Here is a 25,100-nt window from a genome sequence, read left to right as displayed (position 1 = left end):
CCGTTTTAACGTCTACCGAACTGCATGACACTACCTACACGTGGCAGTGCTACGATAAGCAACACCAACAATGCCGTTGTCAGCTTCAGCAGGTTGGCGTCTACCCCTGCACTTAGCGCAATGGCTAATATGGATTGGAAGATCATCACACCCAAGAGCACACAGCCCAGCATCGCCGGAATCGCCCTGATTTTCAAAAAATTCATCAGTGTATCGCCGATAATGACAGCTCCCAATCCGCTGATGACAATCCCAATCCCCATATTGATGTCTGTGAATCCCTGAAACTGGGCCATCAGCGAACCGCTCCATGCAATCAACGCATTTGCAATTGCCAGACCATATACCTTCATCCGAGCCGGGTTTACACCCTGCGCTCGAATCATCGGCTCGCTATCTCCGGTTGCCCGCATAGCGATACCAAAGTCGCTGCGCAGCAGGTAGCTCATACAAAAAAACAGGATGGCCGACCCCACCGAAAGGACAGCAAGCGCATTATGGTCTGCATCTGCAAACACCCTGAATGCTGCAAATAAATCCTGATAGCCGATCAACGGCTTATTGGATCGTCCCAGCAGTACCAGGTTGACCGAGTAAAGCGCCGTCATCACCAATATACCGGCCAAAAGCGCATGGATACGCAGCCGGGTATGGATCCACGCCGTCCAGCTTCCTGCCACCGCGCCACCTAACATGGCCAACAGCAAGGTAACCAGAGGTGAAAAGCCATTGGCTAATCCCACGGCCGTAATGACCGCGCCTAATGTATAACTTCCATCCGCCGTAATATCGGGTATATTGAATATCTTCATTGAAAGAAACAATCCGATGACCAGCGGACCAAGACAGAGGGCTTGGATAATTGCGGCAAGGTAAAAGTCCATCAGCGGTGCAGATTGCGATAGTAAACGTCCAGTTTATCGGGGCCGATAACTTGATGCCCCGCCCCCGCGGCATGCAACACCGGCGCGGCAATTCCCGAACCCCAGGCCGTCCGTGACGTAAATACACGGGCCTCGTCCCACAGTCCGGCCTGAATGAATAAATCGAGCGTTTTCCGCCCGCCTTCCACGATGAGCGACTGAACATCCATCAGGTACAGCTGATAGGCAATTTTCTGGGGCAAGTACCAATCAAAGTCTTCCAGCTCGATATGTTTGATATTTGCCGCCCAATCCGATTTTACAGCGTTAAAAACAATGGTTTCAGCCCTACCATCAAATACCTTTGCATCCTCCGGCACGGCGAGGTGCTTGTCGATGAGCACACGCCTGGGGTTTTTGCCCTGCCATTCGCGCACGGTCAGCTGCGGATTGTCTACCAGCGCTGTCTTCGCGCCTACCAATATCGCATCTTCCTCGCTCCGCCAGCGATGCACAAGCTGCTTAGCCCCCGGTCCTGTAATCCATCGCTGCGTGCCATCAGGGGGGGCCATATACCCGTCGGCGGTTTGTGCCCATTTCAGTATGATGTAAGGGCGTTGCTGCACTACCCGGGTGGTAAACCGCCGGTTTAGCCAAAGTGCCTCCTCAGCAAGCACACCTTCGACTACGTCTACGCCCGCATCTTTCAGGATACGAATACCCGCGCCATTGACCTTCTCAAACGGATCGCGGCAGGCAATTACCACCCGCCCCACGCGGTATTCGGCCAGCAGCCTCGCACAGGGCGGGGTTTTGCCGTGGTGCGCACAGGGTTCCAGGCTGACATACATCGTCGCTTGGTGCAGCAATTCCGTTGCTTGGTCGCCGTAGTGGCTTAGCACTTCTTCAATGACCAACGCTTCGGCATGCGCCCCCCCAAACCTCCGGTGATAATTTTCGGCAATAATACGTCCTTGGGAGACCAACAGGGCTCCAACCATGGGATTGGGACTTACCGATCCGATCCCCAACTGAGCCAATTCCAAACAACGCCTCATGTAACGTTCGTGCTCCTGCATGGTGCAAACTTAATTAAAATTGTCCGTTTCCGGATACGCGGTCTGTCGCGGCAGAGTATCGATGGCGCCGTTGCGGAATAGTTCTCGTTCGCTACTTCCATACCTTTTCTTTACCCTCCCGCTACCCCCGGGGTAAAGAAACGGTATAGAAAGGGTATAGAATGGGTAAAGAAACGGTATGGAATGGGTATAGAATCGGTATAGAAAGGGTATAGAATCGGTATAGAAACGGTATGGAAAGGGTATGGAAAGGGTATGGAAAGGGTATACAAGAAGTATGGGAAAGGTAAGCAAACCGTATGGAAAGGGTAAGCCAGGTTCAGCCATTCGGTAACGAATCGGTAACAAACCGGTATTGTTTTGCCAAACCGAAAGTATGCTGTATGTTTGTGCTTATGCACCCCGTTGCCTACATCGAACAGCGATTTGTGAATGAGCTGGCGTCGCTCTACGATGCTGGCGAAGCCCGGCAGCTCTATTCCCTGCTGCTTGAAGAACGATTGGGGTGGTCCCGGCGGGATTACCTGATCCGCAAGCACGAGCATCTGCCTGAGCAGGACGTAGACTGGCTGCTGGATACGCTATCGTCCTTGAAAAAGGCCATGCCAATCCAATACATCCTTGGATACGCGTGGTTTATGGGGATGAGGCTGGCAGTCAATGAATCCGTTTTAATTCCGCGCCCCGAAACCGAAGAACTCGTGCACTTAATCATCAGCGGGCACCAAGCGGCCGGCTCGATGCCTCGGCGTATCATTGACATCGGCACAGGCAGCGGCTGCATCAGCATTGCACTGAAAAAAGCCTTCCCTGATTCCTCCGTTTATGCGCTTGACATTTCGGCGGCGGCCCTACGGGTTGCCAAGCAAAATGCCGATGCTCAATCGGCAGCCATCAACTTTATCAACGCTGACGTGCTGGAATGGGACGTCATTTTTCAGGAAGGACAGGTATTCGACATCGTCGTAAGCAATCCGCCCTATATCACGGCGAACGAACAACACGACATGCACCCCAATGTGCTGTCGCACGAGCCTCATCAGGCGCTTTTTGTGGACACAAGTACGCCGCTGTTGTTTTATGAACACATCGCCGCATTCGCACAGAAACATTTGCACCCAAACGGCGACCTATATTTCGAGATTAACCGCAGCTACGGCCAAGCAGTGTGCGACCTGCTCTATAAAAAAGGGTTCCAGCATGTTTCCTTGCATCAGGATATGCAGCAGGCCGACCGAATGATCCACGCTACAATGAGCAATAACTAACCATTTACCACATGACACATAACACATTCATCCTCTTTCTGGCCGCAGCCACAGCAGTCATATCTTCCTGCGACGGGGTCAAGCAGGCCGACCTCATCGTGCATAACGCCGTCGTTTATACCGTTGACTCGTCGTTCGCCACTGCAGAAGCTTTTGCCGTGCGCAATGGCGAATTTATTGCCGTAGGCACCAATGACGAGATACGCTCTGCTTACAAAGCCAAGGAGACCATTGACGCACAGGGTCTGCCTGTATATCCCGGATTTTACGATGCACACGCTCACTTCTTTGGTTATGCAGAGACCCTTGGACAAGTGGACCTGACCGGCGCCTCCTCGTTCGACGAAATCATCGATCGCCTCAAAACGTTCCGGGCCTCCCATCCTGAAGCATCGTGGCTGCGCGGCCGCGGATGGGATCAAAACCGATGGGAAACCAAGGCCTTTCCGGATAGGAGTAAACTCGATGAAGCATTCCCGGATGTACCGGTATACCTTGTACGGATCGATGGACACGCAGCCGTGGCCAATGGCAAGGCCCTTGAGTTGGCGGGTATCACCGGGCCCACCGTTGTTGAAGGCGGCTTGGTGGAAGAAAAGAACGGCCGTCTTACCGGCATACTGGTAGACAACGCCATGAAACTGTTGGCAGCAGCTATTCCTGAGCCGTCTACACAAGAGCTCATTCAGCTATTGCAGGAGGCCGAAGCAAACTGTGTCGCCGTTGGCCTGACCACGGTGAGCGACGCTGGTCTTGATCGGCGCACCATCGTTTTTCTGGATAGCCTGTACAAAAATGGATTGCTGCGTATACGGAACAACGCGATGATTAGCCTCACGGAAGAAAATCTGAGCCACTACCTGGCCGAAGGCCCCTATGTAAGCGAACGGCTCATGGCACATACCTTCAAAATATTAGCTGACGGTGCACTGGGCTCCCGCGGCGCCTGTCTGCTCCGCCCCTACGCGGATGCTGCCACAACGGGCTTTTTATTGTTCAGCCCTCAAACAATTGATTCAGCCATTGCGCGCATTGTGGACAGCAAATTCCAGGTAGCTACCCATGCCATTGGCGATTCCACCAACCGTCTAATACTGGACATCTACGGCAAATACCTCAAAGGGAAGAACAATCGCCGCTGGCGCATCGAACACGCGCAGATCGTAGCCCCGGACGATTTCGACAAGTTCGGTAAGTATTCGGTTATTCCTTCCGTACAACCCACGCATGCCACTTCAGATATGTACTGGGCCGCCGATCGAATTGGTTCAGCGCGCATCAAGGGGGCTTATGCATATAAGCAACTGCTCGACGAAACGGGACGGCTTGCATTGGGCAGCGACTTCCCCGTGGAGAGCATCAATCCGATCTGGGGCTTCCATGCTGCCGTGGCACGTACGGATGCGAGCGGCTACCCCGCAGGAGGCTTCCAACCGGAGAATGCCATCAATCGAGAAGCCGCATTGCGTGGCATGACCACTTGGGCCGCCTATACCGCCTTTGAAGAAGACACCAGAGGAAGCATCGAAGTGGGCAAGAAGGCCGATTTTGTCCGGTTGGAGAAAGACATTATGACCGTTCCGGTAGCGGAATTACGCGACATTACGGTTTTGCAAACCGTTATTGCAGGAGAAATCGTGTATGAAAAAGACAATGAATAATTCGCGGTATATTTTTGCGAAAACCTTAATTACTGAAACAAAGGCGGTTATTATTTCATAAAAATTATCTGCAATTTATTTTGGACGATACAATCGATAATCCTATCTTTGCACCACTTTCCAGAAAAGGAAAGCGCTCTTAAAAAAGATGATTCCGTAGCTCAGCTGGTAGAGCAATACACTTTTAATGTATGGGTCCTGGGTTCGAATCCCAGCGGGATCACAAAAGGCGCTAGAGATAGCGCCTTTTGTCGTATAAAGCTGGGATGAGAATGAAGCGGTGGCAGGGTTCGATCCGAAGGAGGCTCAGGGTGCGTGCACGGGAACGGCGGGGCTGAGCCAATTCCAGCGGGATCACAAAGCCTCGACGAAAGTCGGGGCTTTGTCGTTTAAACCGGGATGAGAATGAAGAGCCGGCCGGCTTCGAACTACTTCGTTGAACATCGGACTTACGATGAGCCTTTTTCTCAATAGCCGTTTTCATAGCGCCTACTACTGCCAAGCCGTTTCGTCTCTCTCCAAAACCTCAATCGTTAATTCATCCCCTAAATAATGAACTTCATCGGAAAACGGAGGCATTTCCCAATAAATCTTGCATGGAAACTTTACTTTTGAAGAATGGTTCAAATAAAAAGAACAAATGTAAAAAGACTGGTCATCTTTCTCTGCTCGACACTGATATACGCTTTGTGCCAGATGCTTTTCAGCATTATTTTAATGAAAGAAGACCTATGGAGTAATTTTCATATACAGTTATCGGCTCATTACGTCGTAATCTTTGCCATGTGTATAGCAGATTACCGATTACTATTGTTTTTAAACAAATATTTACCATATTCCAAGAATATATTTTTACGTATTGTGGCAGACATTGCCGGTATAACCTTGATATGCTTGATACTATTATGGATGTTCAATTTTGTGATATATGACGTGTTTCTCATTCCCGAAGATGGACTGCCTCCTTTCCTTGTCAAGTTTGCATTTGCTATGTCTACAAATATTCCTATTCTGTTGGTATTCGAGTTAATCCATTATTTCCAATCTGAACAAAAAGCCATAGCCGATTCCGAGAAAGCCAAACGAAAGGTCCTCCTGTTTCAGCACGAGACATTGAGGTCACAGATAAACCCGCATTTCCTGTTTAATTCCCTGAATGTATTATCGTCATTAATATACATAAATCAGGAAAACGCCAACAAGTTTACCAAAGCCCTTTCAAAAACGTATCGATATGTACTATCCCTCACTCAACAGCCAATAGTATCTGTTGCGGAAGAATTGGATGCCTTGGATTCGTATATATTTATGATGAGAATGAGGTTCGAAAACTCTTTTACCTTTACGGTAAATAAAATATCGTCCAGTGAACAGCATAAGATTATCCCCCTTACGCTGCAACTGCTTATAGAAAATGTATTCAAGCACAATATCGCAACCGAAGAATCAGCGTTGAATATTATAATCAATGTTGATAATGACTATATTACGGTCGAAAACAACATCCAACCATCAGGCAGTGCAGACAACGGTGGAATAGGGCTGAATTACATCGCCAATCAATATAAAATCTATGCTAAAGAAGTTGCGGTTGAGCATACCGAGCAAATGTTTATTGTAAAAATTCCCTATATACAGTCATGAAGTACCTGATAGTAGAAGATGAGCGGTTCGCATACGAAGAACTGAAACGTATGATGATGAAATTACGTCCGGGTTATCTGTTGGAGAACCAAACGAAAACGGTTGTCGATACCATTGGATTTCTGAAAGAATCCGCTGTTGATTTGATTCTTATGGATATCCGTCTCGCCGACGGGAACTGCTTTGAAATATTTAACCATGTGGAGGTCACCATACCTGTTATATTTACGACAGCTTACGATGAACACGCTATAAAAGCGTTTAAGTTGAACAGTATCGATTACCTGTTAAAACCATTTGATGAAAGTGAACTAGAGACAGCATTAACCAAATTTGAGAACATCTTCCATAACCGTACTTATAAAAGCAAATCCAAGAATTTTGAGCAATTATTATCGCTTAAAACCAAAAATCGTTTCCTGATATCCAAAGGGGAAAGCTATCATTATATAGAGACCAAAGATATTGCCCATTTTTACAGTGAAGACGGGGTCGTCTTCCTCCATACATTCAACGATAGACGCTATATCATTAATTATACCTTAGACCAATTAGAGCAACAGCTTGATAGCCGTTTGTTTTTCCGTGTATCACGTAATTGCATCGGGAATGTAAAAGCCATTGAAAACGTTGCAAAATACTTCAACAGCCGTATGAAACTTTCCTTTGTACCCCAATGCCCGCATGAGGTTTTGGTAAGCCGTGTACGCGTGCCGGACTTCCTGAGATGGATGGACGGTATTGTGCAATAGCTTGATGCTGAAAATTCCATTCCTTGGATAGTGCAGTTCATTTATTAGATTCTAAGGCCTATCGCTTAAAGATTTCGTAACCGCACCGTTCGTTGTTCTTTTGTTCAGAATTTAAAAACAACATTAAAATTTCAGAACAATGAAAAAGAACGTATTAACATTTGCTTCCGCGGTAGGTGCACTGATTTTCTCCTTTCAATTATCTGCACAGGACAATCCTGTATCAATCGGCTTCAAAGCCGGATCAAGCCTTTCCAATTATCGGTTAAGCGGCAATATGAAAGGATTCAAAAGCAAAATGAACATAGGCGGTTCGGTTGGCGGTTTCGTCAGATACGACCTAACTCAAAACTTTGCCCTGCAATCCGGTATCGATGTGTATTACAGGACTTCCAAGCTGGAATCCACAGCAGACAGAACAACCAATAAAATCAAATCTTTCGGCGTAGAGGTGCCAATTTTCGGGATTGTGCAGGGAGAGTTGGGCAGCGGAAAAGCCTTTATAGGAGCAGGCCCGTATGTTGGCTACGGCATCAGTACGAAGTCCAATGGTGTAAACCTTTTCAAAAATAACAGCGAAGCGGGCAGACCGGCCATGAACCGTTTTGACTACGGCGTCGGGGGTATTATTGGCTACGACTTTGATAAAAATTGGCAAATAAATGCAAATTACCAGCTCGGCCTCGCAGACCTGCAAAAAGCAAAAGGGGGTTCGATGAAAAGCCACGTTGCGTCCATCGGAGTGGCCTACAAATTTTAAAAGTCAAGGAGTTATCAAAAGCAGATTGCGTACCGAAGTTAGGTTCATGCCAAACGTGAGATACCTGAATATCGGTACGTAATAGCTTCTTACGCTGTCTAGTGCGCCTATCATTTATTCCATGCTTTTCATGCTACATTTCATCCCGTCGATTCTGCAATCCGCAGCTTATCGCTTTCTGTTTTGCCTGTTTCATCATTCTTTTGGTCAGAATATAACAAAAATGTACAGATACAATTCTAACATCGTGAAGTCAATATCATTATACTTAGCAGCATTGCTCATGTTGTTATGCTTGGAGTCAAAAGCACAGCAGGTGTCCTTCAGAATGGAGTACATTGGAAGTTCCGACTACTATTATTTGCCTCCAGGCGAGAAACCAAGGGAAAAAATTGGTGATGCGAAAGGCTCGGCCATGGTTTACCAGGGGGCGTTCAGCATGCCCTTATCCATGAGGTTAAATGAGAACAACCGTCCGACCGCCTGGGGACTTGGTCTTGGCGGGGCATACGTATCGTTGAAAAACCAGAATTTTTCGGAATATATGGTGTCCGAAATCATGAACTTGCATTTAGGCGTTTATCATTTACGCCCGTTGAACGACAAATGGTCGATGAGGGCAAGTGTCGGAATGGGCGTATTTACACCTTCTACCGACTTTTCCAAAATCAGCTTCAAAAATGTGCTTGGAAGCGGCGGAGTTGTCTTTATCCGTCATCTGAATCCCAATCTTGACATTGGAGGCGGTGTGGCTATAAACAGTTCGCTGGGCTACCCCATGATATTCCCTGCGGTTTATGTCAATTGGAGCCACGATGGGAAATACGATGTAAATATTGAACTGGTAGAGGGCTTGGACGTGTCGGTAAGTTATGGTTTCAATAACAGGTTCAAACTATCCTATGCCCTTGAAATGAACGGACAGGTAGCTCTGTTGGAAAAGGACGGCGAAGATGTGATATTCTTCCACCAATATATCGTTACAGGGTTTCGTCCCGAAGTAAAACTTGGCAATAAGGGGCTTTCCATGACGGGTATGGCGGGGCTGAATCTATTCCGTCCTGCGTCATACAGCGCCAGAACCTTGAAGGGGGTGTTTGCAGGTGATAATGACTACCACTTTTCTGTCTCTCCGTATGCGTCCGTTGGTTTAAAAATGAAATTTTAATCCATGAAACCTACAGGGTTGTCAATCAAAAAATATGATGAACTCATGCAAGCTTCATCACCGAAAAAAGCAACTATTCAGATGAAAATGAAGCATGCCTTACAGGCTGTTGCATATAGGGTCTTATATACTTTCACCTACGCCATAAGTCTGTTACCAATGGGATTTCTGTATGCGCTGGCGTCTCTCACTTTTTTTTTTGTTTATTACATCATCGGGTATAGAAAAGCGGTAGTCCTTCAAAATGTTGCACGCTCCTTTCCTGAAAAGCGATATGGGGAAATCCACGCAATTGTAAAAAAGTTTTACATTTGTTTTGTATCCTATTTTGCCGAAATGATAAAAAGTGTCTCTGCTCCGGCGGAAGTACTTGATAAGAAAATAATATTTGAGAATCTGGAGCTGATAGACCAGTATATAAGTTCTGGGAAAAATGTCATTGCCTGTTTGGGGCATTGTGGCAATTGGGAGATGTTAAATTTCATGCCATACAAAATACGCCACGAAATGTATGCCGTTTACAAACCCCTTAGGTCTGGGACGATAAATAGGCTAATGATTAAACTAAGGTCTCGTTTTGGCATGAAGTTATTAGCTGATAGCGCAGTTATGCGCCATGTCCTATCTAAAAGCCCAACCCCTGCCGTCTATCTTTTTCTTGCTGACCAATGTCCACGCATAAAGGAGGAAAAATACAGGTTTACTTTATTGAATCAGGAAACATATTTTTTTTCAGGGATGGAAAAATTGGCTCGCAAGGGTCGGACGGCAGTTATCTATCTGCATATTACACAGCTATCAAAAGGAAATTACAAAGTAATCTTCGTACCGATAAGCGCCAATGCGCAATCTACGGCCGATGGCGAAATAACCCAAAAGTACATTGACCTATTAACGGAAAATATCAGGGAAGAACCATACGGTTGGCTGTGGACACATAAGCGTTGGAAACGATGATTACGATGGTTTACATACCCGCAATTATATTAATGATAATTGCAAAGGACAACAAAAACAGGTACTATCTGAACTGTCACTGTATAGCCTCGATAAAAAATCAAATACGGTTTTTTTCAATAAACGGGGTTTACTTTAATGCCAATTTCAAAAAAAGATTTCATGCAGCCACCTATCACCTACAATGATATAGCCCTTATTTTAACATGGCCTGATGCTACCATTCGTGGAGATGAAAAGTGGATGATGTTTTTCAGGAAAGTCGGCATCGTAAAAAACCTAAATTTCAAAGTCGGTCATACGGGTATTGTTATAATTAAACGGGAAACGGGCGAGATGCTCTTTTATGACTTCGGACGTTATATAACGCCTCGGGGATACGGCCGTGCGCGCTCCAAGTTTTCCGACCCTCGCTTGGATATTAATCTAAAGGCAACGTTTGAAAATGAATGTATCGCTAACCTCGAAGAGGTTACAGAACAAATTGAAGCTTTGACATCTGCGATGAACGGAGAAGGGATTCTCTATTTCGCTATCGCCCGTGACATCAACTTTGAGCTCGCCAAAGCTTATGGAGATGATTGTGTATGTCAAGGAAGTTACCCCTACGGTGCAGTAGCCCGTAACAATAATAACTGTTCCCGCTTTATTACCCGTATGCTGATGCGTTCATCCAAAAGGTACAATTGGAGTCACGGAGTCAACTTTCCCGAAACGATTAAAGCCAGTCCCATTAGCAATGTGGTTAATGTGGTACCTGACCGGATGATATATTCGTATACTCGGGAACAAGGCTTAAAGCGTTTTAAATTGAATCGCTGGCAGTCCCTACTATTATTACTAAAGAATCTTGGCGACAACATCATGCTAAAGAAAGCGAGGCTTTTGCCCAATGACCACGTCATTGGTTGTATGAACTTTTCTTCTAAACCTACTGCTGTACCTCAAGACGCGCAATATCTCGGCGGTGTGGGTGACGGAGCATGGTTTAGTATACGCCCCACATATAACGACAAATTCGTCATCAAAAGATTTACTTCAAATGGAGAATTGGAGTACGCTGTACTCGGCAAAACAACCAGACCGATTAAACTATCACAACCTTTTGAAATCTCGTATGACAGCCATCTCCTCTTTACTCATGTGAAACAGGACGGATGTAAAATTCGCATCAACCATATACAACGACTGCCTATCGATTATTTATTTGATACCCAAGAATATAAGTTAAAAACAAGATTAAAAAGTAATATAGAGAAAGCAGTTTCTTTCGAGCTTCAAAGGGAAGTGAATGGGCAAATTTTGTGATGAAACGCTTAGTACAGATTACCCATTATCCCTGAATCTCCATAACAACATCAGATTTAATCTTTAGCATTTTTCACTTAATGCATAGTTAGCTAATCCTTGATTTGCATACAACTTTCAGGGCTTTGCATACAGCTGTTAAAATGTTCTTAGCGAACTTTGATTTATCAAATTTGATAGTATGGTTATGAAAAAAATAAATTTAGGAAGCCAAGGTTTGGTCGTACCCGTTATAGGTCTGGGCTGTATGGGTATGACGGGTTTTGAAGAAGGAAACATGTATGGCGAGGCCGACGAACAGGAAGCTATCGCGACAATTCACCGGTCGCTCGAGCTGGGTGGCAATTTTTTAGATACTGCCGATCTGTACGGACCCTTCAAAAATGAGCAGCTGATTGCTAAAGCGATAGATGGTAATAGGGATAAATATATCATCGCGACAAAATTCGGCTGGGAAATAGATGATAACAACAAAGTGACCTGGGCTATCAATGGCAAAAAAGAATATGTCAGAAAAGCGGTGGAACGTTCGCTTAGAAATCTGAACTCCGAGTATATTGATCTGTACTATATGCACCGACTGGATAAAAACACGCCCATCGAAGAGACCGTAGAGGCCATGAGCGAGCTGGTGAAGGAGGGAAAAGTGGGTTATCTCGGACTGTCGGAAGTATCGTCAGAAACAGTGAAAAGAGCTCACGCCATTCACCCGATTACGGCGGTACAAAGTGAATATTCTTTATTTGAACGTACCGTCGAGGAACGCGGCATACTGAACACGCTGAATGAGCTGGGGATAGGATTTGTTGCTTATTCACCATTGGGACGTGGCTTTTTGTCGGGACAGATCCGAAATATAGATGACTTACCGGAAGATGATTTCCGCCGGGCAATCCCCCGTTTTCAGGAAGAACATTTTTACAAGAATATTGAACTGGTTAAAGCAATTGAGGCAATGGCCGAAGAGAAAGAAATAACCGCATCACAGCTGGCGCTGGCCTGGATTATAAACAAGGGTATCTTACCGATTCCGGGCACCAAACGGAGGAAATATGTAGCGCAAAACTTAGCGGCCGCAGAAGTTGAGTTGAGCGAGGCCGACCTGTCGAAACTCGAGCGTATCGTACCGCCGGGTACCGATACCGGTAATCCATACGATGAGTTTAGTATGGGGCTTATTGATTAGAGGATTTGTACGGCTGCATTTACGGATGCAGCCGCTACTGTACACATTAAAATGTTTAAATTAGTATGATGAATGCCATCAGATCGGTATCAGAATTTCACCGGTTACTCTCTTTACCGGAGCCACGCCATCCACTGGTAAGTGTGATTAACTTGTCCGAAAGTTTTTTCCTGGAAGATGATGTATGGAAAGGTTTTGTGAACAGCTTTTATTGTATTGCCCTCAAAAGGGAAGTCAAGGGCAAAATACGATATGGTCAGCAACATTATGATTACAATAAGGGCGTTCTGAGCTTTACTGCCCCTAATCAGGTGCAACATTTGGATCTGAATAACATGGAATGCGGATCTGGTTACCTGCTTATTTTCCATCCTGACTTTTTGCTGGCCCATCCACTGGCAAGCAACATCAACCGTTATAGCTTCTTCTCTTACGCTGTAAATGAGGCGCTGCATCTTTCTGCTGAAGAAGAAGATGATCTTATTACCATATTGAACAAGATCGATAAGGAATGTCTGCATATTGATAAATATACTCAGGAAATTATCCTATCGCAAATTGAGTTGTTGCTCAATTACTCCAATCGATTTTATGAGCGGCAGTTTATCACCCGGAAGAACCACAATCATCAACTGCTTGCCAGATTTGAACACCTTGTCGATGAATATTTTGACAGCAGTACTACAACACAACCGGAACTGTTGACGGTACAACGCGTGGCCGAACTGATGAACCTGTCTCCCAACTACCTGAGTGATCTGCTCCGCATGCGTACGGGGCAAAATACACAACAGCATATACATCAGAAGTTGATTGAAAAGGCGAAGGAAAAACTCTCGACTACAAATTTATCCGTAAGCGAAATCGCTTATACACTAGGTTTTGAACACGCACAGTCGTTCAGTACGCTGTTCAAGAAGAAAACCAGCTTGTCGCCTCTTGAATTCCGAAGGCATTTAACTGATAATTAAGATACAAGGCTCACAACGTCTTTCAGCTCGGGTAAAAGCCCTTTGTTGTGCCCTGTTGGGCCAAACCCTCCTTGTTGTAGTGATTATCGTTCATTAATAATTGGGTGTTTTTTTAATTGCTATTGATTTCCAATAAGCTGTAATATAAATTCCATCTGGGTATCTTTATGTTGTAAAAAGTCATCCAACCGTGGCCATACTTCATAATCGGGTATTATGCCCCTCCCCTGTGGTTGGTCGGGCAATACTCGAGCATCCTGAACCACATAGACTACCGAGAATTTCGTTTTTATTTCAGAATTGGGAAGTTCATATACTAAAGATATATGGCCATTGTGGTCATAATACCCGCCTACGGTTTCCACACCTACGATGGTTACGTTTCTGGCATATGCTTTTACCAAGGAGGCAAAATGAGAAGCTGCAGAAGCCACGTTCTCATTGATCAACAAGTAGAGTTTTCCTTGGTATGCAGGGGATTTGGATCTATATACGGGATTGTATTTTTCATTTTGCAGGCTTTTACCGTCTTTAAAATCATAAAAATAATCTTTAAGGAATTCGCGTCCTTTTGCAGGGTTAGACTGTCTATACGTTCTGTAGTGGAAACACCCCAAAAGTACTCTTCATAAGGGATAGTGCTTGGGTCAAAAATAATATGAGCCCCCAGGTTTTCCTTGAAATTCTCATCGCTCAGGTACATGATCGGTTGTTCAAAAGTGGGGTCACTTCCCCCGGGGTTGTTACGCGCATCAATAATCAAATTGGGAATTTTGTTTTGGTCAAGCACATTGAAAACACTATCGATAAAACTGACATATACTTCAAAAGCCGGGTCGTCAATTCCGGTTGCCATACAAAAACACCTAATGTTAAGCAGGCCTGTATTGGGTCGTATCATTTCAAAGCCATAAGCAGGCTGCTTTTTGAAATCAAGCTTATCAGATATGGGTGCGCTGAATTTGTTGTTCTGGTTTTCTTCATAAGCTTCAAAGGATACGGCCGGCAGGGTGGTAGTCATGACTTTTTCAGAACCCGGTGCCGTATATTCCACGATGTACTCGGCCGTAAGGCCATATTCCATAAAATACCGCCAATGAAAAACCTTTTCCACAGCAGATGATAATTTATAGGTTTTGTTGTATCCATCAACAGGGAAATATTTATAAAAGGAGCGCATCAGTTCCGTATCGTTTACCCCATTTATACTCAGGATTCTTGCTCCCGGTGGAATAGTATCGTGGTACCCGTCAAAGATCATTTTACCGTCCATATAGGTCAAATGATATGGGAAATAAACACGCTGTTCTTTCAGGAAACCCATTAAATTGGTGCCCGGTTCGGTATAGTTGTGGAGGCTGCCCTCAAAATCGGTCAATTGAAGAATGATTTTAAAAAAGTCATTAAGGGGCAGCGGCTGTTTCACTTTTTCAAAAGCCCACTTGTAGATGCTGTCTATCTGTTTTTCCGTGCGATAGATGTACAGCCCCGAATTCACGTTTTTACGGATGTCGAGAAATACTTGCAGGTCATCCTGCATTTCCTGTGGTGATAACAATCGATTTTGTGTTGTCCAGCTGTTTGCTGGAGCATTTTTTTCTGATTGTGCATGGGCTAATATTAAAAAATGCAAGAATAAGAATATTGTTAAAATGAATTTCATTTTTGTATGTTTTCTGGGGTAAAAATAGCTATTTCCAAAGTATCCAGTAATTTTTCGGAAACTGTCTGAATCAATTGATAGCTTTTTTTAAAACCTCCACCCAAGATGAATCGTTGGAAATGGGACCCAGGAAGCCTGCTTGTATTCCTCAGCCCCTTGACTGACGGTCTTTGTCGAGGGATTATACAAAAGTGCAACCCAGGGCGAAATGTAAAAACCTTTATAGTTGTTTTCTTTTTTACCAAACATAAAACGATACCCAGCCCTTATTCCAATATTCAGGTTTCTGAGTCTATCCGTATCACCTTCGCCATCTTTTAGTTCTAATATATCTGCGGTATAGGTGAGTTGAATCCCTGCAAAGAATCCTCTACTTTCCCCAAAAAGGTAATCGGTTTTAACATCATACCCGGAGGTATATACTGAATAAGCCTCATTCTGAAGTAAAAAGTCAGGAGTTTCAATCGCAAAAACACCTAAGCTCGTCCTAAAACCGGAATAGGTAATTGCAGCGTGTAAAGAATAGCCGTTGAAAACAAATGCAAGTGGGTCTGATTCTACTTCAAATTGTAGCCTTTCAGCAGTTTGTGTATATGCATTATAAATGCACATCGGGGCAATCCCCATCATGAATGCTATTAAAAGAAAGTATATTGAGTTTGATTTTATCATTGCAGGTTTAATATAACAACTAAATGGAGTGGCATTTACCCACGTGGGATGGTGGTTTTTAATTTACAAAAATCATTCAGAGAACTATGAAGCTTGTTCTACTTTATAATTCCCCGGAGTAGTGCGAAGCACTTTCATATATCTATTCCAGAGGTTGATTTGGCTAATTAGCATAGTCAGGTCGGCAATTTCCTGAACAGTATAGAGCGCATTCAGATTTTTAAACTGCTCATCACTGATCTCGTTTTCACTGGCCAGCGTCAGCGATTCTGCAAAATCCAAAGCCACGCGTTCTTTTTCTGAATAGTAAGGGCACTCCCTCCAGGCAGACAGGGAATACAATCTCTTATCACTTTCACCATGATGAATGGCCTCTTTGAAGTGCATATCCAGACAATAGGCACAGCCGTTGATCTGAGAAACACGAAACTTTATAAGCTCCATAAGTCGTGCCGGTATCCAGCTGTTTTTGATGTAATTTTCCGTTTGCATCAATACGTCTACATGCTCTTTTGAGATTTGTGATAATTTAATTCTTTCTTTCATAACCAATTGTTTGAATCGCCCATCCATTGCGATATGTGAAATAATTGCACAAACTATTCGTTGAGCCACGACTATCCTTGAACGCTCCCGTAAGACATTGTACAGACTGTATCATGTTATTACCATTTCTTTTACGTCTTCCGTTTTTGCTTTAGCTAAGGCGTTAGCAAACCACAGTAATTCTTTTATGAACTCATTTGTGTTATTTATGAAGTCATCTTTTATCGGACTGAGGTTGCTGTCAAAAGTGTTTTCTACATCAGGAACAAGGAGTTTTATAGGCAAGGGATAAGCTCCTAAACTTAAGATCACATGCTGTAATTGTGTCGAAGCGTTGATTCCGCCCATTCTTCCCGCAGAAACGGCGGCGATCCCAATCGGTTTACGGGCAAATTCAACCCAAAAATAATCCAAGGTGTTTTTGAGTACCCCCGAAAAGCTACCGTTATATTCCGGGGTAACCAATATCATTGCATCGGCATTTTCTAACCGCACACTAATCTTTTCCGCTATTTTCATTACATCCGAATTCTCCTCTGCAAAACCGTCATAAATGGGGAGGGGATTCTCCGTCATATCAATTACGTCCACTTCAATTCCAAGATTGGAAAACTGATTTTCAAGGTAAAGACAAACATTTATGGATTTTCTGTTCTTCCTTACGCTTCCTGCTAAAATTACTATTTTCATAGCTTTTCTATTTTTATTAAACTAACTGTTTTGTCAAAACTATTACCTTTTTCAAAAAAACCACATAGGCAAAAGTGACAATTAACGATGGTATTATTGCCATATTGCTGCTCAAGTACGATCTCAGACCGGCAACTTTATTCGTAAGCTGTGTGTTAATCAACGCATGAGAATTTGATATAAATTGATTATCATTGCTCATTTTAGTTAATTTGGTGAACAAATGAAGCGTGTTTCCATACTTGTTGTTGAGAAGTCGTTGATTGCAGCCATTGGAAATGCTCAATATATGTTTAAGAGCGTTAATGACTTCCTCGAAGAAAATGGGGAAAAACCCATGTTTCAGGTTCAGCTGGTAGGGCTTTCCGACGAGATGAAACTGCATGAAGGGAGCTATATCATACAGTCAGATACAACGATATACAGACTAAAGACTACAGATCTTATCCTTATCCCGCCCTTGAGCGGCGATTTATCAGAAAGTGTAGACATTAATAAGGAGTTCATTCCTTGGATTAAACAACGTTATAAGGACGGTGCTCAAGTGGCTAGCCTGTGCGTAGGAGCGTTTTTATTGGCTGAAACCGGCTTATTAGACTACAAATGGTGTTCCACACATTGGAAAGCAGTGAACGAGTTTCGCTCAAAATACCCTAAGGTAAGATTGGTTGATAAAGTCATTACAGATGATAAGGGACTTTATACAAGCGGTGGTGCCAACTCCTACTGGAATCTGCTTGTTTATTTAGTAGGCAAGTTTTCTAATTATGAAATTGCCGTTAAAACCAGTAAATACTTTGAAGTGGACATGACTCGAATAGATCAAGCTTCGTATGCCATCTTTGAAGGTAGTCGACTTCACAATGATAACGCCATACACAGGGTACAGGACTACATTGAACGTCATTATCAGGACAGGTTAAATCTCGAAGGATTGGCAGATATCGGTCAATTGGGGCAACGAACCTTTCAACGGAGATTTAAAAGGGCAACCCACCATACCGTGAATACGTACATCCAAAAAATGAAGATGGAAGCTGCCAAGAAATTTCTCGAACACGACGACTCAACCATAAGCGAAATAATCTATGAAGTCGGTTATACAGATTTTGAAGCTTTCCGACGGGTTTTTAAACGGGAAACAGGGCTATCACCCCTACAGTATCGCACTAAATATCAGGAAAGGCAGGTGGAGTAGAAGTGTTCAAACGCTACCCCCCCAAAGGGTTGAAACAACTGTCTGTCATAGCGCTATGTTAGACAGTGTTATCAGCAGCGCCTTTTAATGCTCGTTGGATTCCGTAAGCACCTATTCTACAACAACAGGCTTTGGTCAGTAAGGACTATTCGTTCTACTAAATGATTTACCTCCAAGATTCATTAGTCCACCTGACGTGTTGCTGGAACGGTTAACGTATTCGTAAATGTCTGATCTGTTCAAATGAGCCGTTCACATCATGAATGCCGTCGTTCGTATAATTGAATTGGAAGCAAGAAGCCATTACGATACATTTGCATCTTTAAACAATATATTTTTAACGAAAAGCGAGCTGATGTCAATTCCTAATATTATCTTACATTTCTATTGCCTGTTCTTTATTTCAAGCTACCTTTCTGTTGGCACCAGCCAAGCACAACCAACCATGTCCGGGGATACAGCGGGGGTACTGGCCTTCAACGGTGGGAAGGTGCTGACGTTATCGGACGGTTTTTTTGTTGTCACTGACGCATTGACCCATGTAAATACCCGTATCGCCGCACCCCACCAACCCGAAGTACTGTATTATAGTGCCATCAGCGAAGATGGCAGGTGGTTCATCTATTCGACCAAGACAAAGGCAGCGCGGATCACTTATGTACACGATCTGGCCAAAAATGGTGAATTGAGGCAACTATTCCCGTTTGCACTGGAATCAGCGACTATTTCAGTGGATGGGAGGAGCGCTTTTTTTATCCATTCCAAAACGTTTTGGAATGCAAAGCTTGCCGCTTATGACACGCAGTATTGGCAATTACAGGCTGAACGAGCCGTGGCTAGCCTAACCAACAGCGCAGCCGCCAATGCAGACGGCTCCCAACTGCTGGTAGCCGCAGGTTCAATCGTAACGGCCATCCATTCGAAGACGTTAAAAACCGAAAAGATTAACTGGGAAAAATCCCGACTAACAAGCTTAGTCTACCATCCTACCCTACGCCATCAATACGCCAGTATCAATCATAAGAATGTGATTGAAGTGCGGGATCTTTTAAAGGACAGTGTGCTGCACACCATCCGTACCAATGGCGGGCAGATCACGCGGATAGCTTATACGCCAACCGGCACAGGGTTGATCAGTCTCGATGATACCGGAAACCTGATCGTCTGGAACCTTGCCAATCGTTCTGTGCAGATGCGTGATCAGGGTGTAAAGGCGTATGGCCAGTTAGATGGCCAACAGCTGATAGTGCTGAAGGATGCGTGGCTGAGAGCTGCCTACAGGCCGGCTGATACAGTGACAACCCAACCTGATAGCGCGTATTTAGGGAAAGCCAAAAAGGTGGACATGTTGCCCATCCCCCTCATCGCTTACACGCCCGAAACAAACTTCTTATTGGGTTTCGGTATGAGTTTCATTTTCCACCCACAAAACGATAGCACAGCAGTAGACAAACGTTATTTCCGCCCATCTATCATAACACCTTCTGCGGCTTATGGTTTCAGCGGTCAATTACAAACAAGTTTAGCCGTAAATTATTTCAGTAAACGAGGATGGCACTTCGCTAACCAAATCAGCTACGTCAACAACAATCGGTCTTATTTCTTCGGACTGGGGCACGGCGCTCAAAGGAGGATAAATACGACATACCATAACGATGTGTTTTCCTGGAGCGGCGCCTTGACAAAAGGCATCGGCGACCGCTTCTTTGCAGGGGTTGCGTATCAAATCCGTCATGACAGCCCGTTAGATTTCGATGAGTCCCCATCTTTGTCCGTACCCGATGCTGATGGCGGTTTGCTAGCCGGTATAGGGCCAGTATTGCGCTTTGATACCCGCAATGATGTACTGTTCCCTACAAAAGGTTATTATGTGGATTTATCTTTCACGCGTTTTGGCGATTGGTTGGGGAGTGACTACCAATATAGTGATGTCCGATTGGATTACCGCGGGTTCCACGCCTTACCGATACTCACCAACGGTACTACATTGGCTGTCCAGGCACTTTACCAAGGCACCTTTAATGGAGAGCCCCCATTTTATCAGCTGCCCTACCTTTCGGGTGACCGGATATTGCGCGGCGTTTGGCGTAACCTGTACATTGATCGGCAAGCCATTGCGGTACAAGCCGAACTGCGATCCAATTTCAGCAATATCGACCCGCGATATGGCTATGTCGTATTTGCCGGGGCCGGAGATGTTGCCCCTGATTTTTTCAAAGGGTACAACCCAGGTGTCATCGGTGTATTCGGCGTCGGATATCGGCAGCAAGCCATCCCAAAGCTAAAACTTCAATCACGGATCGACGTCTCCTACACGACCAAAGGTCATGTTGGCATTTTTGGCGGACTGGGATTATCCTTTTGACGATGTTAAAGAATCCTCTCGGACCGATCGTGCATTTTTTTAAGCGCAACCACAGACGGCTGAGCATATTAGCGTTGCTGAGCATGTTGCTCTATGCCGCTTTATTCGTTACGACATACATTGCTAACCCAGAGAAAACCATGCAAGATTTTGGTGGACGCTTTGGCTTTGCCACCAATACGATCTTGTTCCTGGTGGATTCCGTCACCACCTATTACATCTTGGTCTTCCAAATCCTCTTGCCATTGCTGCGCAGGCAGCGCAAACGAAGGGCTTTGGCGGTTGCATTGGCATTTTATATCGTAAAACTTGGTATTCACTATTGGGTATGGACTATTGAACCCAGGCCTGAATCGGATGTGGCATCGAAAACCTTTGTTCCTGAAGACAGCGTCTACTGGTTTTTGATATGGAATGGGATTTTTTACGTGTTTGACATCATATTGAGCCTTTCTATGGCCTTTGTGGTAGAGTGGAACCGAAAAAGCAAACAGCAGATCATTTTGGAAAAACAGAAAGCCGAGGCTGAGCTCAGCGCATTGAAGCATCAGATCAATCCGCATTTCTTATTCAATTCATTGAGCTTCATTTACGGCAAAGTTTTGAAATTTGACGGAGAAACGGCAGACTCCGTATTGATATTAGCTAATATTATGCGTTATGCGTTAGGGAAAAATGCGGACGCCAATGGCTTGGTGAACATCATGGAGGAAGTAAAGCACTTGGAAAACGTGATTGAAATCAATCAACGGCGACATAACCATCGTCTCCATATTCAATACGAAGAAAATATTTCAAACCTTTCTGTCTCCATTATGCCCTTGTTGTTAATCACATTAGTAGAGAACGCGTTTAAACATGGTGACCCGCACGACAAAGCGCATCCTATTCTGATTCACTTATATACGAATGACCACATACTGACGTTTTATATAAAGAACAAAAAAAGTACCGGCGTCAAAGAATTGTCCAACGGCATCGGTCTAAAAAACATTAAAAAACAACTGCAATTGATGTACGGGGACAATTTTACCATGCAAGTGGAAGACATTGCATCTACGTTTGCGGTTCGTTTGAAAATACCTTTGCACCCATGATCGATTGTGTTATCATTGATGACGAACAACATGCTATAGATTTGCTCGAACATTATGTGAGTAAAGTTCCATACCTCAACCTCATCGGATCAACAACTGATCCCATCGCAGGCTTATCAATGGTGAACCGCATGCCAGGTGGTTTGATTTTCCTAGACGTACAAATGCCACAACTGTCGGGAATAGAAATGCTCAAACTAATTAAAAGAGACATACGTGTGATCATGACGACCGCCTATAAGGAATACGCATTTGAAGGCTTTCAGTATGAGGCGGTTGACTACCTACTGAAACCCATTGACTTCCCAAGATTTCTAAAAGCTGTTAACCGGTTGGCAATTCCCTATCAAGTCCCCCCCGCAACACATAACGTAAGTACGGCTTACCTCTTTGTTAAAGGCGAGCAGAAAGGAAAGTTAATCAAAGTGGACATACAAGACATCACGTTTATTGAAGGATTGGGCAATTATGTTGCCATCCACCAAGTCAAGCGACAACGCATCATCACCTATATGAGCCTAAAAGAATTAGATGATAGACTGTCCAATAGCGGCTTTATCAGGCTCCACAAATCGTTTATTATCTCATTTGCGCACTTAATTACGATAGAAGGCAATTGCGTAAGGATGTTAGATGAGGAGCGTCTAATCCCAATAGGCAGTGCCTATAAACAAGAATTTTTCAAGCTGTTAAACAAAAATCTTCTTTCGTCGCAGTGTACGTCTTTTAATTGACTCAATCGCCTCAAACCTTCAAAAAAGCGTTCGAGTACCTGTACCAGCGGATCACAAAACCTCGCTGAACGTCAGGGCTTTTTTCAAAACCAAAAATTGTTGAGCTTCTATGCAAAGAGATTTGAACCTGTGAGCAAAATGCATCGCCTAAAAGACGTCTAACTTTGCGCCATTATTGAAAATAAAACTTAGAAAAGATGAAAAAAGTCGTATTAATCACTGGGGCATCTGCAGGGATGGGCAAAGAAACCGCAAAACTATTGGCGCAAAACGGTTATGAAGTATATGGGGCGGCGCGTAGACAAGAAAGATTGGAAGATTTAAAGGCATTCGGGGTCAATCCTATTGTTTTAGATGTAACCAAGGATGAAACAATTACAGCTTGTGTCAAGCACATTTTAGCAGAAACCGGTGGACGGATTGATATTTTGGTCAACAGTGCAGGGTTTGGTTCGCACGGTGCCATCGAAGATGTTTCCATCAACGACGCTAAACATCAGTTGGAGGTCAATGTCTTTGGAGCCATGAGGCTTACACAATTGGTGTTGCCTTATATGCGCAGGAATAAATTTGGAAAAATTGTAAATATATCTTCGGTTGGTGGAAAATTGGCCGGCCCCTTAGGGGGTTGGTATCACGCCAGTAAATTCGCATTGGAAGGCTTGAGTGATAGTTTGAGAAACGAAGTCAAACCTTTCGGTATTGATGTTATTCTTATTGAACCGGGCGCCATTAAATCAGAATGGAGCAATATCGCCTATGATAATCTGATAAAGACATCAGGCAATGGAGCATACAAAGACATGGTATCAAAATTTGCAAATATGATTAAAAACAGTGATGATAAAAGTTCCGACCCTATTATTATTGCGGAACTGATCAAGAAGGCCATTGAATCAAAAAGTCCAAAAGCGAGATATGCAAAAGGTTACTTGGCTAAGCCCATTCTTTTTGTCAAGAAAATAACCTCAGATAAGTTAATGGATAAAATTCTCGCAAGTCAAATAAAGTAGTACCAAGTGAAATGGAAACGATAGACATTGTTCAGCATAATATATTGCTTTCTTACACGAGTAAGCAACAGTTTAGCCAAGAGCAATTTTGGAGTGAACATACATTGTCGATGCTTCTATCAGGAGAAGGGCGTGTCTACAACAATGAAGAAACACAACGATATACTCCGGGAACAATAGGATTGCTAAAAAGGAATCAGTTAGCCAAAACGGTTAAAATCCCTTCGGCTGACGGAAAGCCTTTTAAGTCCGTAGGTATCATTTTAGACCAGGAAACGTTAAGAAGATACAGTGCTGCGAATGGACTTACCGCAACGTCGCCCTACACAGGGAAAACGATGCTTAAACTCAATCAAAATCATTTTATCTCAGGATTTTTTGATTCGCTTCTTCCCTATTTCGAACAGCCAGGACAGTTAACTAAACGATTATCAGAACTGAAAACGAAAGAGGCGATTGAACTTCTGCTGTCTCATGATCCCGGATTAAAAGAATTGCTGTTTGACTTCAGTGAACCTTTCAAAATCGATTTGGAAACCTTCATGAACAGCCATTTCACCTACAATGTGCCGATAAAACAATTCGCAAAATTAACAGGAAGAAGTATGTCAACCTTTAAAAGGGATTTTAAAAAAGCGTTCCACCAAACACCTGAAAGATGGTTAAAGGACAGGCGTTTAGATAAAGCACATTTTTTAATTTCAGAATTAAGACAGAGACCTTCGGAAGTTTATTTGCAAGTCGGGTTTGAAAACTTTTCGCACTTTTCTGCTTCGTTCAAACAAAGATTCGGATACAATGCTTCAACGGTTGGGCAGTGAGAACCATACGTGTAAATGACTATGTTTTTGCCAAATGACAAATGTCCCTAACTAACGATTGCTAACTTTGTGGAATGGAGAGGTTTATTGAATACATTTTACAGTTTGGGAATTTAAACCAACAGCAAATTGACCTTGTTTCAAGCAAAGCAACAGTGTTAGCGCTTGGCAAAGACGACTATTATTGGGAAGCCGGAAAGATGGTAAGACGCATTGGTTTTCTTACAGCCGGCGTGCTTCGGGTTTATTATTACACCAATAAAGGTGAGGAAAATACCCGATATTTTATAGATGAGAACCACCTGATTCTGGATGGCCCTGCCTTTGAGGGGAATTACGTACCCTCAGAATACCTGCAAGCCATGACAGACTGCGAGCTTGTCATATTCTCAAAAAAAAATTGGAACGAAATTTCCGAAACTATTGTCGATTGGGATAGTATCGTCCACAAAATAACGGCAAAACATCATAGGGAAAAATTAGAAAGGAGAAGTAATTTGGTTTCCCAGGATGCCACCACCCGCTACCTTGATTTTATCGAAAAATTTCCAACGCTGATCAATCGTATTCCGTTGTCTTATATTGCGTCATACCTGGGAATAACCCAATCTTCCTTAAGCAGAATACGAAAAAATATCCGCTAAAATTGCTTTTTGCCATATGGCAAATGGTTTCATTTTTTAT

At 43.9% G+C, this 25,100-nt stretch carries 24 protein-coding genes and 1 tRNA gene; 18 read left to right on the top strand and 7 right to left on the bottom strand.

What is annotated here, in order from left to right:
* Positions 1-5: 5 nt before the first annotated feature.
* Complete coding sequence (locus JHJ32_RS04685; protein WP_200120141.1) at positions 6-884, bottom strand: ABC transporter permease; 879 nt, start codon at positions 882-884, stop codon at positions 6-8.
* On the bottom strand, positions 884-1,942 hold the full coding sequence (gene ribD, locus JHJ32_RS04680; RefSeq protein WP_079718342.1) for a bifunctional diaminohydroxyphosphoribosylaminopyrimidine deaminase/5-amino-6-(5-phosphoribosylamino)uracil reductase RibD: 1,059 nt from the start codon (positions 1,940-1,942) through the stop codon (positions 884-886). Before ribD ends, JHJ32_RS04685 begins: the two co-directional genes overlap by 1 nt.
* Before the next feature lie 299 nt (positions 1,943-2,241).
* Between ribD and prmC the strand changes: the two genes are divergently transcribed.
* The 11 genes from prmC (at position 2,242) to JHJ32_RS04625 (ending at position 13,617) form a co-directional block, all read left to right on the top strand.
* On the top strand, positions 2,242-3,210 hold the full coding sequence (prmC, locus tag JHJ32_RS04675; protein WP_233632474.1) for a peptide chain release factor N(5)-glutamine methyltransferase: 969 nt from the start codon (positions 2,242-2,244) through the stop codon (positions 3,208-3,210).
* A gap of 11 nt (positions 3,211-3,221) precedes the next feature.
* Positions 3,222-4,871 (top strand): amidohydrolase, encoded by a 1,650-nt coding sequence (locus tag JHJ32_RS04670; protein ID WP_079718343.1) that lies wholly within the window; start codon positions 3,222-3,224, stop codon positions 4,869-4,871.
* Positions 4,872-5,021: 150 nt separating this feature from the next.
* Positions 5,022-5,094: transfer RNA gene (locus JHJ32_RS04665), tRNA-Lys, on the top strand.
* Positions 5,095-5,780: 686 nt separating this feature from the next.
* Positions 5,781-6,515 carry a sensor histidine kinase gene (locus JHJ32_RS04660; RefSeq protein ID WP_233632473.1) on the top strand — a complete coding sequence of 245 codons (735 nt, stop codon included), beginning with the start codon at positions 5,781-5,783 and terminating at the stop codon, positions 6,513-6,515.
* Positions 6,512-7,267 (top strand): LytTR family DNA-binding domain-containing protein, encoded by a 756-nt coding sequence (locus JHJ32_RS04655; RefSeq protein WP_200120139.1) that lies wholly within the window; start codon positions 6,512-6,514, stop codon positions 7,265-7,267. The genes JHJ32_RS04660 and JHJ32_RS04655 overlap by 4 nt, the downstream gene beginning before the upstream one ends.
* A 139-nt stretch (positions 7,268-7,406) precedes the next feature.
* The gene (locus tag JHJ32_RS04650) at positions 7,407-8,027 is read left to right on the top strand and encodes a porin family protein (protein WP_200120137.1); all 621 of its coding nucleotides are present in this window, start codon (positions 7,407-7,409) and stop codon (positions 8,025-8,027) included.
* A gap of 283 nt (positions 8,028-8,310) precedes the next feature.
* Positions 8,311-9,195 (top strand): DUF6268 family outer membrane beta-barrel protein, encoded by an 885-nt coding sequence (locus tag JHJ32_RS04645; protein ID WP_233632472.1) that lies wholly within the window; start codon positions 8,311-8,313, stop codon positions 9,193-9,195.
* A gap of 3 nt (positions 9,196-9,198) precedes the next feature.
* Positions 9,199-10,152, top strand: coding sequence for a lysophospholipid acyltransferase family protein (locus JHJ32_RS04640; protein ID WP_233632471.1), 954 nt, complete (start codon positions 9,199-9,201; stop codon positions 10,150-10,152).
* 138 nt (positions 10,153-10,290) lie between these two features.
* Positions 10,291-11,460, top strand: coding sequence for a DUF6695 family protein (locus tag JHJ32_RS04635; protein ID WP_233632470.1), 1,170 nt, complete (start codon positions 10,291-10,293; stop codon positions 11,458-11,460).
* 187 nt (positions 11,461-11,647) lie between these two features.
* On the top strand, positions 11,648-12,646 hold the full coding sequence (locus JHJ32_RS04630; protein ID WP_233632469.1) for an aldo/keto reductase: 999 nt from the start codon (positions 11,648-11,650) through the stop codon (positions 12,644-12,646).
* A 68-nt stretch (positions 12,647-12,714) separates the two neighbouring features.
* Positions 12,715-13,617, top strand: a complete 903-nt coding sequence (locus JHJ32_RS04625; RefSeq protein WP_200120196.1) for an AraC family transcriptional regulator — start codon at positions 12,715-12,717, stop codon at positions 13,615-13,617.
* A gap of 119 nt (positions 13,618-13,736) precedes the next feature.
* Here JHJ32_RS04625 and JHJ32_RS04620 read toward each other — a convergent pair whose 3' ends face one another.
* The 5 genes from JHJ32_RS04620 to JHJ32_RS04600 all read right to left on the bottom strand — a co-directional run bounded on the left by JHJ32_RS04620 (position 13,737) and on the right by JHJ32_RS04600 (position 17,188).
* Positions 13,737-14,135: a S41 family peptidase gene (locus JHJ32_RS04620; RefSeq protein ID WP_233632487.1), complete on the bottom strand. Its 399-nt coding sequence runs from the start codon at positions 14,133-14,135 to the stop codon at positions 13,737-13,739.
* Positions 14,063-15,157 (bottom strand): S41 family peptidase, encoded by a 1,095-nt coding sequence (locus tag JHJ32_RS04615; RefSeq protein WP_233632468.1) that lies wholly within the window; start codon positions 15,155-15,157, stop codon positions 14,063-14,065. The genes JHJ32_RS04620 and JHJ32_RS04615 overlap by 73 nt, the downstream gene beginning before the upstream one ends.
* 210 nt (positions 15,158-15,367) lie before the next feature.
* On the bottom strand, positions 15,368-15,952 hold the full coding sequence (locus JHJ32_RS04610) for a hypothetical protein (RefSeq protein WP_200120133.1): 585 nt from the start codon (positions 15,950-15,952) through the stop codon (positions 15,368-15,370).
* Positions 15,953-16,036: 84 nt separating this feature from the next.
* The gene (locus JHJ32_RS04605) at positions 16,037-16,498 is read right to left on the bottom strand and encodes a carboxymuconolactone decarboxylase family protein (RefSeq protein ID WP_200120132.1); all 462 of its coding nucleotides are present in this window, start codon (positions 16,496-16,498) and stop codon (positions 16,037-16,039) included.
* 111 nt (positions 16,499-16,609) lie between these two features.
* On the bottom strand, positions 16,610-17,188 hold the full coding sequence (locus JHJ32_RS04600) for an NADPH-dependent FMN reductase (RefSeq protein WP_200120131.1): 579 nt from the start codon (positions 17,186-17,188) through the stop codon (positions 16,610-16,612).
* Positions 17,189-17,411: 223 nt separating this feature from the next.
* Here JHJ32_RS04600 and JHJ32_RS04595 point away from each other — a divergent pair, with 223 nt between their 5' ends.
* The 7 genes from JHJ32_RS04595 to JHJ32_RS04565 all read left to right on the top strand — a co-directional run bounded on the left by JHJ32_RS04595 (position 17,412) and on the right by JHJ32_RS04565 (position 25,060).
* A complete protein-coding gene (locus tag JHJ32_RS04595; protein WP_200120130.1) occupies positions 17,412-18,386 on the top strand; it encodes a GlxA family transcriptional regulator in 975 nt (324 codons plus the stop codon).
* A gap of 355 nt (positions 18,387-18,741) precedes the next feature.
* Positions 18,742-20,751 carry a BamA/TamA family outer membrane protein gene (locus JHJ32_RS04590; protein ID WP_200120128.1) on the top strand — a complete coding sequence of 670 codons (2,010 nt, stop codon included), beginning with the start codon at positions 18,742-18,744 and terminating at the stop codon, positions 20,749-20,751.
* A gap of 2 nt (positions 20,752-20,753) precedes the next feature.
* The gene (locus tag JHJ32_RS04585) at positions 20,754-21,848 is read left to right on the top strand and encodes a sensor histidine kinase (RefSeq protein ID WP_200120126.1); all 1,095 of its coding nucleotides are present in this window, start codon (positions 20,754-20,756) and stop codon (positions 21,846-21,848) included.
* Complete coding sequence (locus JHJ32_RS04580) at positions 21,845-22,582, top strand: LytTR family DNA-binding domain-containing protein (protein WP_200120124.1); 738 nt, start codon at positions 21,845-21,847, stop codon at positions 22,580-22,582. Before JHJ32_RS04585 ends, JHJ32_RS04580 begins: the two co-directional genes overlap by 4 nt.
* Before the next feature lie 197 nt (positions 22,583-22,779).
* Positions 22,780-23,595: an oxidoreductase gene (locus JHJ32_RS04575; protein ID WP_200120122.1), complete on the top strand. Its 816-nt coding sequence runs from the start codon at positions 22,780-22,782 to the stop codon at positions 23,593-23,595.
* An 11-nt stretch (positions 23,596-23,606) separates the two neighbouring features.
* Positions 23,607-24,416 (top strand): AraC family transcriptional regulator, encoded by an 810-nt coding sequence (locus tag JHJ32_RS04570; protein ID WP_200120120.1) that lies wholly within the window; start codon positions 23,607-23,609, stop codon positions 24,414-24,416.
* Positions 24,417-24,490: 74 nt separating this feature from the next.
* Entirely contained in the window at positions 24,491-25,060 is a 570-nt protein-coding gene (locus JHJ32_RS04565) for a Crp/Fnr family transcriptional regulator (protein WP_079716567.1), read from the top strand.
* The last annotated feature ends 40 nt before the right edge of the window (positions 25,061-25,100 follow it).

This window comes from Parapedobacter sp. ISTM3 (assembly GCF_016533505.1).
Lineage (GTDB): Bacteria > Bacteroidota > Bacteroidia > Sphingobacteriales > Sphingobacteriaceae > Parapedobacter > Parapedobacter luteus.
This window is presented reverse-complemented; position numbering and strand designations above follow the sequence as displayed.